General features: G+C 70.5%; 13 protein-coding genes. 4 read left to right on the forward strand and 9 right to left on the reverse strand.

Annotation, left to right across the window (positions count from 1 at the left end; translation table 11 throughout):
• Positions 1-3: 3 nt before the first annotated feature.
• The 4 genes from cydB (at position 4) to ATL40_RS08410 (ending at position 6,234) form a co-directional block, all read left to right on the forward strand.
• On the forward strand, positions 4-1,041 hold the full coding sequence (cydB, locus tag ATL40_RS08395; protein WP_098469151.1) for a cytochrome d ubiquinol oxidase subunit II: 1,038 nt from the start codon (positions 4-6) through the stop codon (positions 1,039-1,041).
• A 113-nt stretch (positions 1,042-1,154) separates the two neighbouring features.
• Positions 1,155-2,819 carry a thiol reductant ABC exporter subunit CydD gene (gene cydD / locus ATL40_RS08400; protein ID WP_098469152.1) on the forward strand — a complete coding sequence of 555 codons (1,665 nt, stop codon included), beginning with the start codon at positions 1,155-1,157 and terminating at the stop codon, positions 2,817-2,819.
• Positions 2,816-4,558: a thiol reductant ABC exporter subunit CydC gene (gene cydC, locus ATL40_RS08405; protein ID WP_245866902.1), complete on the forward strand. Its 1,743-nt coding sequence runs from the start codon at positions 2,816-2,818 to the stop codon at positions 4,556-4,558. The genes cydD and cydC overlap by 4 nt, the downstream gene beginning before the upstream one ends.
• Positions 4,555-6,234 (forward strand): GAF domain-containing sensor histidine kinase, encoded by a 1,680-nt coding sequence (locus ATL40_RS08410; protein WP_098469153.1) that lies wholly within the window; start codon positions 4,555-4,557, stop codon positions 6,232-6,234. The genes cydC and ATL40_RS08410 overlap by 4 nt, the downstream gene beginning before the upstream one ends.
• A gap of 269 nt (positions 6,235-6,503) precedes the next feature.
• Here the strand turns inward: ATL40_RS08410 and ATL40_RS08415 are convergent, their stop codons facing one another.
• The 9 genes from ATL40_RS08415 to ATL40_RS08455 form a co-directional block, all read right to left on the reverse strand.
• Positions 6,504-7,172 carry a hypothetical protein gene (locus ATL40_RS08415; RefSeq protein WP_098469154.1) on the reverse strand — a complete coding sequence of 223 codons (669 nt, stop codon included), beginning with the start codon at positions 7,170-7,172 and terminating at the stop codon, positions 6,504-6,506.
• Between the two features lie 186 nt (positions 7,173-7,358).
• The gene (locus ATL40_RS08420) at positions 7,359-7,970 is read right to left on the reverse strand and encodes a response regulator (protein ID WP_098469155.1); all 612 of its coding nucleotides are present in this window, start codon (positions 7,968-7,970) and stop codon (positions 7,359-7,361) included.
• A 71-nt stretch (positions 7,971-8,041) separates the two neighbouring features.
• Positions 8,042-8,221 carry a zinc finger domain-containing protein gene (locus ATL40_RS08425; RefSeq protein ID WP_098469156.1) on the reverse strand — a complete coding sequence of 60 codons (180 nt, stop codon included), beginning with the start codon at positions 8,219-8,221 and terminating at the stop codon, positions 8,042-8,044.
• Positions 8,222-8,514: 293 nt separating this feature from the next.
• Positions 8,515-10,623, reverse strand: a complete 2,109-nt coding sequence (locus tag ATL40_RS08430) for a GmrSD restriction endonuclease domain-containing protein (RefSeq protein WP_098469157.1) — start codon at positions 10,621-10,623, stop codon at positions 8,515-8,517.
• 75 nt (positions 10,624-10,698) lie between these two features.
• Complete coding sequence (locus ATL40_RS08435) at positions 10,699-11,070, reverse strand: hypothetical protein (protein ID WP_211283087.1); 372 nt, start codon at positions 11,068-11,070, stop codon at positions 10,699-10,701.
• 104 nt (positions 11,071-11,174) lie between these two features.
• Positions 11,175-12,086 (reverse strand): bifunctional DNA-formamidopyrimidine glycosylase/DNA-(apurinic or apyrimidinic site) lyase, encoded by a 912-nt coding sequence (mutM, locus tag ATL40_RS08440; RefSeq protein ID WP_098469158.1) that lies wholly within the window; start codon positions 12,084-12,086, stop codon positions 11,175-11,177.
• Complete coding sequence (gene rnc, locus ATL40_RS08445) at positions 12,079-12,798, reverse strand: ribonuclease III (RefSeq protein WP_098469159.1); 720 nt, start codon at positions 12,796-12,798, stop codon at positions 12,079-12,081. Before rnc ends, mutM begins: the two co-directional genes overlap by 8 nt.
• Positions 12,798-12,986: a 50S ribosomal protein L32 gene (gene rpmF, locus ATL40_RS08450; protein WP_098469160.1), complete on the reverse strand. Its 189-nt coding sequence runs from the start codon at positions 12,984-12,986 to the stop codon at positions 12,798-12,800. Before rpmF ends, rnc begins: the two co-directional genes overlap by 1 nt.
• A gap of 52 nt (positions 12,987-13,038) precedes the next feature.
• Positions 13,039-13,626, reverse strand: coding sequence for a YceD family protein (locus tag ATL40_RS08455; protein ID WP_245866905.1), 588 nt, complete (start codon positions 13,624-13,626; stop codon positions 13,039-13,041).
• Positions 13,627-13,660 lie beyond the last annotated feature (34 nt).

Consider the following 13,660-nt stretch of genomic DNA (forward strand, 5'->3'; position numbering starts at 1 on the left):
ACCATGGATCTCGCACTTCTCTGGTTCATTCTCATCGCCGTCCTGTGGACGGGCTACCTGGTCCTGGAGGGCTTCGACTTCGGCGTGGGCATGCTCATGAAGCCCCTGGCGAAGGACGACACCGACCGCCGGGTGGCGATCAACACCATCGCCCCGGTCTGGGACGGCAACGAGGTGTGGCTGCTGACCGCCGGTGGCGCCACCTTCGCGGCCTTCCCGCACTGGTACGCCACGATGTTCTCCGGCTTCTACCTGCCGCTGCTGCTGATCCTGCTGGCCCTGATCGTGCGCGGTGTCTCCTTCGAGTACCGCCACAAGGGCTCCACCCAGGCGTGGCGTAACGGCTGGGACTGGTGCATCGCCATCGGCTCCTGGGTGCCGGCCATCCTGTGGGGTGTCGCCTTCGCCAACCTGGTGCGCGGCCTGGAGATCGACTCCGAGATGCAGTACGTGGGCGGCTTCTGGGCGCTGCTGAGCCCGTTCGCGCTGCTCGGCGGCCTGGTCACCCTGGGCCTGTTCCTCACCCACGGCGCGGTCTTCCTCGCGCTGAAGACCAGCGGGGACTACCAGACGCGCGCCGCGGACCTGGCGATCAAGCTCGCCCTGCCGAGCGCCGCCGTCGCCGCCGTGTGGGTGATCTGGGCGCAACTGGCCTACTCCCGTAACGCCTGGACGTGGGCGCCGCTGGTCATCGCGGCCCTGGCGCTGGTGGGCGTGGTCCTGACGACTCGGGCCCGCCGCGAGGGCTGGGCGTTCACCCTGAACGCCGTGGCGATCGCGATGGCCGTGGTGTTCATCTTCGGGTCCATCTACCCGAATGTGATGCCCGCGAACGACCCGGCGAACTCCCTCACCATCGCGAACTCCTCCTCCAGCGACTACACGCTCATGGTGATGACCTGGGTGGCGGTGTTCCTGGTGCCGCTCGTGCTGCTGTACCAGGGCTGGAGTTTCCACGTGTTCCGCAAGCGCCTGAGCCGCGAGTCGATCCCGAGCTCGCCGCCGCCGGCCGCCGAGTCGGAGTCGGTCGGGGCGCACTGAGCGTTCGCCTCGCACCTGCGGCGCGCGCCCTCCCCTCGGGGACGGGCGCGCGCCGTCGTTGTCATGGAGTTCCGCGACGATGAATGTCAGTGAGACATGGGAGTCTTGACGCTGTGAAGCCACTCGATCCGCGCCTGCTTCGCCAGGCGCGTTCGGCCCGCCGCTACGTGATCGTCACCGCGGTGCTCTCGGTGCTGTCCACCCTGTGCGTGATCGTGCAGGCCTTCGCGATCGCCCGTGCCGTCGCCCCCGTGGCGCAGGGCCGGGCGGGGCTCGCGGACGTCTCCGGGCCGATCCTCGTGCTGGCCGGCGCCGTGCTCGCGCGCACCGCGCTCACCGCGCTGCGGGACCGGATCGGCGCCGCCAGCGCGGTGGCCACCGTGGGCGACCTGCGCGGCCGTCTGCTGCGCCACACCGCCGCCATGCCGCACCGCTGGCGCCTGGAGCACGCCGACGAGGTCTCCGTGCTCGCCGCCCGCGGGCTGGACGACCTCGTGCCCTACATCACCGGGTTCCTCCCCCAGCTCCTGCTCACGGCGATCCTCACCCCGATCGCGCTGGTGGTGGTCCTCTCGCAGGACCTGGTCTCCGGGCTCATCATCGCCGCGACGATCCCCCTGATCCCGCTGTTCATGTGGCTCATCGGGGTCACCACCCGGCAGTTCTCCGAGAAGCGCCTCGCCGCACTGGAGCAGCAGGGCGCGCAACTGCTCGACCTGCTCGCGGGGCTCACCACGCTGCGCGCCCTCGGCCGCGAGATCGGCCCGGGCGTGCGGGTGCGCCGGCTCGGCGAGGAGTACAAGCGCACCACCATGTCCACCCTGCGGGTGGCGTTCCTCTCCGGGGCGGTACTGGAACTGCTCGCCTCGCTCGCGGTGGCGCTGGTGGCCGTGGAGATCGGGATGCGGCTGGTGTACGGCAACATCGACCTGACCACGGGCCTGACGGTGCTGATCCTCGCGCCGGAGATCTACCTGCCGTTGCGCGCCGTCGGGCAGCAGTTCCACGCCTCCACCGACGGCGTCACCGCGGCCGCGCGCACCTTCGACCTGCTGGAGACCCAGCCCCCGGCCGACGGCACCCGGGACGTGCCAGCGTGGGAGGCCATCGACCTGGTGGAGGTGGGGGTACTCGCGGGCTCCCGCGGCTACCTCGCCCCGGCCGACCTGTCGCTGCGGATCCAGCCCGGGCGGATCCACGCGCTCGCCGGGCCCTCCGGCAGCGGGAAGACCACCACCGCGATGGCGCTGCTGCGCCAACAGGGGCTGGATCGCGGGCGGATCACGCTGCTGCACGACGGCGCAGCCACCGATCTCGCGGACGTCACCGCGCAGCGGTGGTGGCAGCAGGCCTCCTGGGTGCCCCAGCGCGTGCTGACGCAGGGCGGGACCCTGGCCGAGCACCTCGACCCAAGCGGGCTGCGCAGCGCGGCGATGCGTGACCAGGCCGCGGCGCGCACCGGGTTGCTTCAGGTGGTGCAAAGCCTGCCGCAGGGCTGGGACACGCCGCTCGCCGCCGGGGAGGGCGGGCTCAGCTCGGGGCTCTCGGTGGGGCAGACGCAGCGCCTGGAGCTCACCCGCGCGCTGCTGCGCGGCTCGCGCCTGGTGGTGCTGGACGAGCCGACGGCCCACCTCTCGGCGGCGGACGAGGCCGAGATCCTCACCGGGTTGCGGGCGGTGGCTGATTCAGGCGCGGCCGTGGTGGTCATCGCGCACCGCGAGGCCACGCTCGCGTTCGCGGACGAGGTTACCCACGTGCACGGGGAGGTGCTGGTGTGAACACGCTGCTCGCCGACCTGCGCGACCTGCGCCCCGTGCTGGGCCTGATGCGCATCCGCCGCGCGATGGTGGCGCGGGCGATCGCGCTCGGCTCCCTCACCCTAGGCGCATCCGTGGCCCTCTCGGGGGTCTCTGCGTGGCTGATCGTGCGCGCCAGTCAGATGCCCCCGGTGATGTTCCTCAACGTGGCCGCCGTGGGGGTGCGGTTCTTCGGGATCCTGCGTGGGGTCTCGCGCTACCTGGAGCGTCTCGCCTCGCACGATGTGGCGCTCGAGGGTGTGGTGAACCTGCGCACCACCCTGTACGAGCGGCTCGCCACCGGGCGCACCGAGCGGATCGCGGCGCTGCGCCGCGGGGATCTGCTGGCCCGCACCGGGGTGGACGTGGACGACGTGGGCGACGTGGTGGTGCGCGGCATCGTGCCGGCCGCCGCGGCCGTGGTGGTGAGCCTCGGCTCGGTGATCGCGGTCGCGTTCTTCAACCCCCTCTCCGCGCTGATCCTGTTGGTGATGCTCGCCGTGAGCGCCCTGGTGGTGCCGGTCCTGGCCGCCCGCGCCGACACGGAGGCGGAACAGGCGCGGGTGGCGGAGCGCACCGCGGTGGGCACCGCCACCGAGACCCTCATCACCCGTGCCGCGGACCTCGCGCTCTCCGGCCGCACCGAGACCGAACTCGCGCGGCTGGAGGCGGCCCACCGGCGCAGCGCCGCGGTGGAGAACCGGGCCGCGCGCCCGCTCGCCGCCTCGGCGGCGATCGCGGTCCTCACCACGGGGCTCTCGGTGATCGGGGCGCTGCTGGTCGCGATCCCGGCACACGTCTCGGGTGCCCTGACCGCCACCGAGCTCGGTGTGGTGGTGCTGCTCCCGCTCGCGGCATTCGAGGCCACGACGGCGCTGCCGGCCGCGGCGAGTCAGGTGCACCGCTCGGCGGCTGCGGCGCGGCGGATCGCCGACCTGCTCGGGCCGGAGGGCATGGCGGCCTCACCCGAGGAGGCCACCGCCCCCGGGGCGGATGACTGCGCAACCCCGGCTGCGCCGTCGGGCAGCCCTCTTGGCGATGGCCTGCGGGCGGAGGCCCTGCGCTACGGCTGGCCCGGCCACGCCCCGCTCGGCGAGGTCACCCTGGAGGTCGGCCCGGGGCGGAGCCTGGCGATCGTGGGCCCCTCCGGGGTCGGCAAGACCACCCTGCTGCTCACCCTCGCCGGCATGTTGCCCGCCGCCGGGGGCAGTGTGCGGCTGGACGGGCTGGACCCCTACGGCCTGCGCGGCGCGGAGCGCACCCGGCACGTGGCGCTGACCGCCGAGGACGCGCACGTGTTCACCACCACCGTGCTGGAGAACCTGCGCGCGGCCCGCGGCGACGTCACCACCCAGGAGGCCTGGGAGGCGCTGCACCGCGCCGGCCTGGAGGAGTGGGTCTCCGCCCTGCCCGCGGGACTGGACGAGCCGATCGGGCCGGAGACGGTCTCCGGTGGCGAGCGTCGCCGGCTGTTGATTGCCCGTGCCCTGGTCTCCCGCGCGCCGCTGCTGCTGCTGGACGAACCGGCGGAACACCTCTCGGCCGAGGTGGCCCATGCGCTCATGACCGACCTGCTCGGCCTGACGAGCGAGGGCCTCGCGGTCGTGGTGGTGACGCACCACACCTCCGCGCTCGAGCACGCCGATGAGATCCTCACCCTCACGCCCGGCACTGCGGGCGAGACCCCCCGGCCCGATCCCACCCTGGAGACCACCCCATGAGCCTGCCCGTCTCCCCCAGCCTGCTCACCCGTCTGCTGCGGCTCGCGGGGCACCTGGATGCCGCGCAGGCACTGGCCGAACTTGTCAGCGCCGCCGCGGATCACACCGGCGCCAAGTACGCCGCGATCGCCTCCATCGACGCGTTCGGCGAGACCACGGAGTTCCATCAGCGCGGCATCGACGAGGAGACCGCCGCCGTGCTGGGGCGCCCGCCCCGGGGGCACGGCGTGCTCGGCGCCCTCCCCGACGACGGCGTGTTGCTGCTGGAGGATCTCACCGCGCACCCGGACTTCGGGGGCTTCCCGCCCGGTCACCCGCCGATGCACGCCTTCCTCGGGGTGAACGTGACGCTCGGCGGTGAGGTGCTCGGGCGGCTGTACCTCGCGGAGAAGGACGGCGGCTTCACCGATCAGGATGTCGAGACGGTGCAACTGTTGGCGGCGGCGGCCGCCGTCGCCATCGACAACGCGCAGTTGTACGACCAGGCGCAGCGCCGCGAGAAGTGGCTGGAGGCATCCCAGGAGATCACCACGATGCTGCTGGAGGGCTCGGAGGAGGAGGACGTGCTGCAACTCGTGGCGCGCCGCACCCGCGAGGCCGCCGACGCCGACGCGGCCGTGATCGTGCTGCCCTCCGTGGAGGACTGGGTGGTGGAGATCGTGGAGGGCGCCGGGGCGGCGTCCCTGCTCGGCCAGCAACTGCCCACGCGCGGGCCGGCGATCCAGACCGTGCGATCCGGGGTGGGGCGGATCGTGGAGTCCATCTCGCGCCAGGCCGCCTCGTTCGTACCACCGGCACGGCGGTTCGAGCGCGCCCTGTACGCGCCGCTGCGCGCCCGCGGCTCGCAGGAGTCGACCACGACCGTGGGCATCCTCATCCTGTTCCGCAATCCCGGCCGGGTGCCGTTCACGCAGGAGGACCTCGAGATCGCGCACGACTTCGGCTCCCAGGCGGCGCTGGCGCTGCGGCTCGCGGCGGCCCGCCACGCCGAGGACGTCGCCTCCCTGCTGTCCGAGCGCAACCGGATCGCCCGCGACCTGCACGATCTGGCGATCCAGCAGCTCTTCGCCACCGGGATGCGCCTGGAGCGGGCACGCTCGATGCTGGCGAGCAGCGCCACGGCCGTGGTGCACCCCACCGCGGCGCAGGTGCACGACGAGATCGAGGAGGCGATCGACGGCGTGGACGAGGCCGTGCGCCAGATCCGCGGCATCGTGCGCTCCCTGCGCGATCGCGACGAGCAGCTGCCGGTGGTGGAGCGCCTGGTGCGGGAGGCCTCACTCGCGCGCGCGAGCCTGGGCTATGCCCCCTCCATGCTGCTCACCTTGGACGGTCGGGACGTGTCCCAGGTGGACGCGGGCGACGAGGACGCCACCGAGATCGATGCGCGCCTGGGCGAACAGCTCGGCGACGACGTGGTGGCGGTGGTCCGCGAGGGACTGTCCAACGTGGCGCGCCACGCGGCGGCGACGAGCGCCCGCGTGGAGGTGCAGATCGAGACCCGCACGGTGCAGGTGATCGTCACCGACGACGGCCGCGGGCCCGACCCCGAGGTGGACCGCCGCAGCGGGCTGGCCAACCTGGTCGCCCGGGCCGAGGAGCACGACGGCGCAGCCCGCCTCTCCCCCGTGCCCGAGGGTGGTTCGCGGCTGGTGTGGGAGGCCTGGATCGGCTGAGCCGCCCGCCCGGCGCGCCACCCCCGCGCAACCACCCGCTCGGTGCCCCATACCCCGCTCGCCGAGCGATGGGTTACGCAGCATTTCCACGCGCCACCCCTGCACAACCCCACGCTCGGCGAACCACCCACTCGCCGAGCGATGGGTTACGCAGCATTTCCGCGCGCCACCCCTGCACAACCACACGCTCGGCGTGGGTGGGGTCGGCGCAAGGGCACGTTCGGCGAGGCACAGGGCGTCCCGGCCACAGGGCGATCCCGGCGCGCCCGTCATCGGGTGAAGCAGATCTCCCCGAGGTCCACGAGCGCGAGGTCCTCCTCGTTCTGCTCCGTCGAGACCGCGACGGCGACCGCGGCGGCCGCGCAGAGTTCGACCCCCTCGCGGCCGCTCGCGCGCCCCTCGACGGCGAGTTCGGCGTTGGACTGGTGCTGCTCGAAGGCGCTCCCAGGCCCGTCCATCGTGGTCCGGACCGCCGCTGGGCCCTTGCTGCACGCCGGAGCATAGGCCGCCGCGTCGCCGTCAGCCGGATCGTGCCCGTCTCCCTCGGCGTGAGCCTCCTCCAGCCGCCACTCCCCCACGCACTCAGCACCCGCGAAGGCCGAGGCGATCGTCACCTGGGCGACGTCGAGAGCCCCCTCGCCGTCGCACCCGGTGGTGGAGACCTCGACCACGGGCTCCCGGATACGTAACTCGCTCAGCAACTCACGCTCACGGTCCAGCACGTCTGCGATGCGGACGTAGTGCACCGCCACCGTGCCGCTCATCGTCACCTCGGCGCAGCCACCCACGCCCTCCAACGGCGTCGACGCCGTCTGCGAGAACTCCCGCGTGCGCTCCCCGCCCTCCAGCACCCGCGGGCCCATGGCGTACGCCACGCCCACCCCGCCGAGCACCACCAGGGCGATCGACGCCGTCGTCACGCTCACCCACTTCTTCATGGCTCCCCCAGTGCGCCAGTGATCGTGAGCGGAATCTACTGCGCGGACCCCCCGCCGACAAGCACTCGCCGAGCGATGGGTTACGCCGCGTTTCCACGCGCCGCCCCTGCCCAACCACCCGCTCGGCGAGAGGTGGTGCCGCACCGCGGGACACAATCTCGCGCGGTGAGGGCGAGCGCCCGCGCCTCAGCGCCAGGAGGTGGTGTGCTGGCTCGCCACCCAGGCGATCACCTGGGTGCGGCGGGACAGCCCGAGCTTTGCGAGCATGGAGGTCACGTGGTTCTTCACGGTCTTCTCCGCGAGCCCGAGCTCCTCGGCGATGTCGCGGTTGGTCATGCCCTTGGCCACGAGGTCCAGCACCTTGGTCTCGCTCGCCGTCAGAGAGGCGGTGGGATCCGGGTGCGCCTGGCGGCGGCGGGTGAGGGTGCGGTCGTCCAGAAGGATGCGGCCGGCGGCCACCGCGCGCACCACGTCCACGATCTCTGCCCCGCGCACCGTCTTGAGCACGTACGCGCGGGCGCCGCACTCCACGGCTGCGGCCACCGCGTCGTCGTCGTCGAAGGAGGTGAGCACGATCGTGCGGGTCTCGGGGCTGGTCTGCGCGAGGTCGCGGATCACGTCGATACCGGTGCCGTCCGGCAACTGCAGGTCGATCAGGGCGACGTTCGGCTTGAGCAGCGCCCCGCGGCGCATCGCGTCGGCCGCGGTGCCGGCCTCGGCCACCACCTCAAGGCCCACGGCGGCGGCCACCACGTCAGCGATCCCCCGGCGCACCACCTCGTGGTCGTCCACGATCATCACACTCGTCGCATCAGTCACCCCGACAGACTAGCGCCCGGCACTCCTGCCGCCACGGCGCACACCCCGGCTCAGCGCCGCTGGCAGCGCGGGCACAGGTGCGAGGAGCGGTTCGCGAAGGACTGCCGCACCACGAGCGTGCCGCACCGCGGGCACGGCCGACCGCCCTGCCCATACACCGCGAGGCGGCGGTCGAAGTACGCAACATCCCACTGAAACGTTGACGTCTGCCGTGTCGAAGGAGCCAGCATTGGACGACCCACCTCTTCGCCGAGCGATTCATCGCCGACACAGTCGACCCGGGCACGCTGCAGGTCCGGCTCACCATGGGGTACATGCGGCCCTGATCGTGCCCGCAGCGTCACCGATCATGGGCGAGGAGGTGCTGGGGCTGCACCAGGAGCGGTGCCGACCGCCCCACCGAACCTCGTCGCCTCACCCAAGGTGCCGTTGATCCGGGGCATCACACCGGCAGGCGTGATTGGTCGTACGGCCCGTGGACGACCGTCATTCGCTTCGCGATCCCGACCGGAGTCGTTGCGGACTACCGATTTCGCGGACCGCTTGCCATGACCTCCGCCAAGGGCGCGAGGCCGCCGTCCTGCTCGAGCGCCCAGAACTCAAATCCGCTGACGTTCGTCACCTCCAGGTAACGAGCAGCATCATCCAAAGAATCGAACTCGTGGATGCCGTCGATCTGGATCGTGCCGTCATCGGTGACCACCGCGTCGACGACCCACTCCGGATCGACCGGATCCAGCTGATCACCCGGGAGAAGGTAGCCCTCGCCGACCAAGGCAGAAAGGCTTGCTTCGTCCGTTGCCGCCTCCTGCGGGACGTCCATTGGAAGCGCAGGTTGGACGTGACCGTCCCGAGACAGGCGCTCGAACGCATCGCGGGTAACAGCTGCGATCAGTTTCCGCCGGTGCGCGAGAAACTCGTCGTAAGGCAGCAGGTGCCAGTCCTCCGGAAGGGCGTGCCAATAGCGCTGCTTGTCCAACCAAGCGGCGTCGCCGCCCCGCTCGACAACGAGTTCAGGCCAGTAGTCGGCTGGCGCTCGGTCGGAGATCTGGAGGTTGGTGTGCCAGTCGGTCGGTGCGAAGTTCGCGACCTGGTTGATGCGCTTCGTGTCGGCGATGCCGAGGACTGACTCCTGGTAGTGCCGGGGAAACAGGTGGTGTCCCTCAAGGCCCTTGACCGCGGGAAGCGCAGGGTCCATCCACTCGCGCACCTTCATCTTCAGCATGAACATGTCGGCGTCGAGGTAGTTCAGCGCGGCGAGGTAGCACTGGTACACTGGCGAGAGCTTGTAGCTCGACGACACCAACGACTGCGGAGCGTTGAACTCCCAGAAGTCGTTTGTGACCGTGACAGCGAGCGTGCTGTCCACAAGGTTCGCGAACTCGTCCGCGTCACCCACCCCGATCCCGGCGAACATGTCGAGGTCCTTCTGGATCTGCGACTCGCTCGAACCGGTGTACCGACCCGTCAACTGCGCCATGAAGAACCAGCGGGCGACCAGGCTCCGCAGCCGCGTGAGTTCCACCGAGTAGCGGGTCCGGCCGAGCAGGAAGATCACATAGCTCGCGACGACGTTCATGTTCGAGGTGATGCCAGTGTGCGACCGGAAGCCCGCAGTCTGGATCGACCGGATGAACTCGGTCCAGTTGACGCGGTCGGTGACAATCGGGAGCGCCTTGCGCAGCTTCTCGAGCTCGCGCTCCTGCTTCTCGCCGTCGACCTGACCGGTCGTCCGGTCCTTTGCTTGGAGATTCGCGTACGCGTCGATGAGCTTGGCCCGGTTCTGCCCCACTGCCACCATGGCGCGCACCACATGGCCAGTCTCCACCGCCAGATAGGGGTTCTTCGGAGTCCAGTCCACCTTCTGGCCCACGACCTCGGACGCACGCTCAGGGGTCATCCGCGACGCGCGAGCGAAGTGCTCGATCCGGTCTCGACCCTCGGGCCAGAAAACGCTCAGCCACGTGAGGATGTAGTCGTACGCCTTGAGGTTCATGCCTTCGGAGTTGATGCGGACGAAGATGTCGGCGACCAACTTCTTCTCCACGTCCTTCTGGATGTGGACGACCTCAAACTTGTACCTCGTGAGGTCCCTGAGTTTGTTGAAGACATCCCTCAACTCGCGATTCTGTTCCCGGGTGAGGTCGCGACCCGCGTCCTCGAGCGCGTCGAAGAAGCCATCCTGAGCGTCGTAGGGAGCGCGGAACACCTCGGAGATGTCATCGATCCACTCAGGCGAGCGCGCAGTCGCTGCCGTGGCGACCTCGAATCGCTCGGTCAATGGGTGGAACGCGATCTTGATCGACTTCGGCCGGTAGGTGTCGTCCTGGACGGTAAGCCCCTTCATCGCGGCATAGAGACTCGTGAGGCGCTGCTGACCGTCCACGATCTGATGCGCGGCAGTGATCTCGGCTGTCCCTGAGATCGCGCGGCTGGAGTCCTCCTCGGCGACGTCCCAGAACATCAAGGTGCCGACCGGGTAGCCGCGGTACATCGAGTCGAACAGGTCGCGCACCTTCGTCGCCGGCCACACGAACGGCCGCTGCAGGTCAGGGAGGCTGATGCTCCCCTGCTGTACGCCAGCGACGAGCTGCTCGACTTCCCACTCGACAGTCTTGAAAATGACGGGCACAGGACTCCTCGATCTCTGGCTGGACCGTGCCAGCCCTCAATAAATTGTATCGATTCGGGCGACAGTACGATCCGTTCAGCGTCGGCAGTGCCACGTACGGGTTCTCCTGGCTGGCGTCCCGCCAGTCCTGCACGTCTGCTCGTCCTCGTACGTCCAGTTGAAGATCTGGTCCTGGTCGAACGCGCCCGACCGCAGCGCCTTGAACGGCGTGCCCGACAGCCGCAGCGTCCACTTCCACTTGATCTGATCGAAGGCGACATCAGTCTTGGTGGTGTCGATGCCCTCGTGGGTCTCGTCGATCACCAGCAGATCCCAGTCGAACTGGGCGGTGCGCTTGAGCCTGTCGTAGCTGGCGCCGAAGTACTGTGAGCCCTTGAGGTCCTGCAGCGAGAGGAACTCCACGATGCGCGGATCCTCGTCCGGGTGGCAGCGGGTGAATACTGGCATCGGCATGGTCCGGGGTCAGCCCGCGCTGGGCATCGTCCAAGACTGCTCTCACGACGTCCGAACTCGCCAGCCTCGGCCCACTGGCGGCCACAGCTAACCCAACGTCACCTCGAGCGCGGCCGCCGCTGGCAGCGCGGGCACAGGTGCGAGGAACGATTCGCGAAGGACTGCCGCACCACCAGCGTGCCGCACCGCGGGCACGGCCGACCGCCCTGCCCGTACACCGCGAGGCTGCGGTCGAAGTACCCCGAGGCGCCGTTCACGTTGACGTAGAGCTCATCGAAGGACGTGCCGCCCTGCGCGAGTGCCTCGGTCATCACCTCGGCGGCGCACCCCAGCACGCGGGTGACGGCGCGGGCGGAGAGTTCATCGCAGGCCCGCTCCGGGTGCACGCGGGCGCGCCAGAGCGCCTCGTCGGCGTAGATGTTCCCGACGCCGGAGACCACGGTCTGGTCCAACAGCGCCCGCTTGATCGCGGTGCGCTTGGTGCAGATCCGGCGGCTCACGGCCGCCCTGTCGAGCGCCGGGTCCAGCAGGTCGCGCGCGATGTGCGCGACCGGCGCGGGCACCCCGGCCACGTCGCTGCCCAATCCGCCGGGGGCGCCGTCCGGCGTAGGCACGAGGGGCTCGAGGGTAAGGTACCCGAAGGTGCGCTGGTCCACGAAGTCCAGGGCGCCGCCGTCGTCGAACTCCAGGCGGGCACGCAGGTGGCGGGCCGCGGCACCGACCTCATCGCGTACGAGCAGTTGCCCGCTCATGCCGAGGTGGACGAGCAGTGCTGGTGCGCTGGTGCCATCGGCGTCACCAGACCCGGCGAGGGTGAGCCAGAGGTACTTGCCGCGCCGCACCGCGGCGTCGAACCGGTGACCCTGCAGGGCATCGCCAAGGGCACGCCGACCACCGATGAACCGGCGCGAGGTGCGCTCGGAGAGCACAGCAGCCCGGGAGATGGTGCGGTTCAGGGCGTGGCGCGCCACGCCGTCGCGCACGGTCTCGACCTCGGGAAGTTCAGGCATCCTCACCGGCGAGCGAGGCGAACGCCTCTTCCGCGGCGCGCTGCTCCGCGTGCTTCTTGGCGGTGCCGACCCCGTGGCCACGCACCACATCGGCCACGATCACCTGCGCGGTGAACTCCCGCGCGTGATCGGGGCCGGTGTAGGAGACCTCGTACCAGGGCACGCCGAGGCCGAGCTCGGCGGAGCGCTCCTGCAGGGAGGTCTTCCAGTCCAGGGCGGCGCCCGCCTTCGCGGCGTTGCGCAGGCTGGCGTCCAGGAGCTGCAGCACGGTCACGCGGGTGCGTTCGAGCCCCACGGAGAGGTAGGACGCGCCGAGCAACGCCTCCAGCGTGTCGGACAGGATCGAGTCCTTGTCCGCGCCGCCGGAGTTCGTCTCCCCGCGCCCGAGCAGCACGGCAGCGCCGAGGTTCAACTCGCGGGCGACCACCGCCAGGGCGCGCTGCGACACACAGGCCGCGCGCATCTTGGCGAGGCTTCCCTCGGGAACCTCGGCGTGCTCGGCGTACAGGTACTCCGTCACGATCAGCCCGAGAACGGAATCGCCCAGGAACTCCAGGCGCTCGTTCGTCGGGACTCCCCCCGCCTCGTGGGCGTAGGAGCGGTGCGTCAGGGCGAGCTGCAGCAACTCGCGATCCACCTCGGGATCGAAGCGTGCAGCGAGCACCTCCAGGTCGGCCTCGCGTGAGGACTCCTGGGACACCGCCTCGGCCATCAGGCTTCGGAGCGGATGGCCTCGGAGTAGGTGCGACCGTCGTACGCACCGCAGGAACGGCATGCCTGGTGCGACAGTCGCGGAGCCTTGCACTGAGGGCAGGAGCTCAGGGTCGCCGGCGTCGCCTTCCACTGCGAACGGCGCGCACGGGTGTTGCTGCGCGACATCTTGCGCTTGGGAACAGCCACGGGTCTTCCTCTTTCGTCGTTGTCTAAACCGCAGGTGATTCTACGGCACGTCCTACTGGGTCGCCGAACCCCCGCCCGCGGACCCCGGATCGGGCTCCTCGGACTCCTCGGTGTTCAGCGCATCCACGAGCGCGGCCCATCGGATATCGATGTTGTCGTGCTCGTGCGGGTCGGCGTTGCGGTCCTTCCCGCACTGCGGGCACAGGCCCTGGCAGTCCGGCCGGCACAGCGGCTGGAACGGCAGTTCGAGCCCGACGGCGTCACGCACCGTCTGCTCGAGGTCGATCTGTTCGCCGATCACCTCGAGGATGTCCTCGGCCTCCTCGTCCTGCGGGTCCCGTTCCACGGCACCCGGGTAGGCGAAGAGTTCGCTGAACTCCGCGGTGATCTCGTGGGCGACGGGGCCCAGGCATCGCACGCACTCTCCGCGCAGGTGGGCCGTGATGGTGCCGCTGGCCAGCACGCCCTCGATGACCGAGTCCAACCGTCCGGTCAGCCGCATGGGTTCACCCGTGGGCACGCCGACGACCTCGTTGGTCAGATCGGCGGGTGCCGGGACCTCGAGGTCGATTTCGCGCATCGTGCCGGGACGCCGCGACAGGTCGTGGATCCCGAGAACGAGCGTGGGACGCGCAGTCACGCGTGAGCTCCTTCGGATGGGGTGCGGGCCCGAG

The sequence above is a fragment of the Serinibacter salmoneus genome (assembly GCF_002563925.1).
Lineage (GTDB): Bacteria > Actinomycetota > Actinomycetes > Actinomycetales > Beutenbergiaceae > Serinibacter > Serinibacter salmoneus.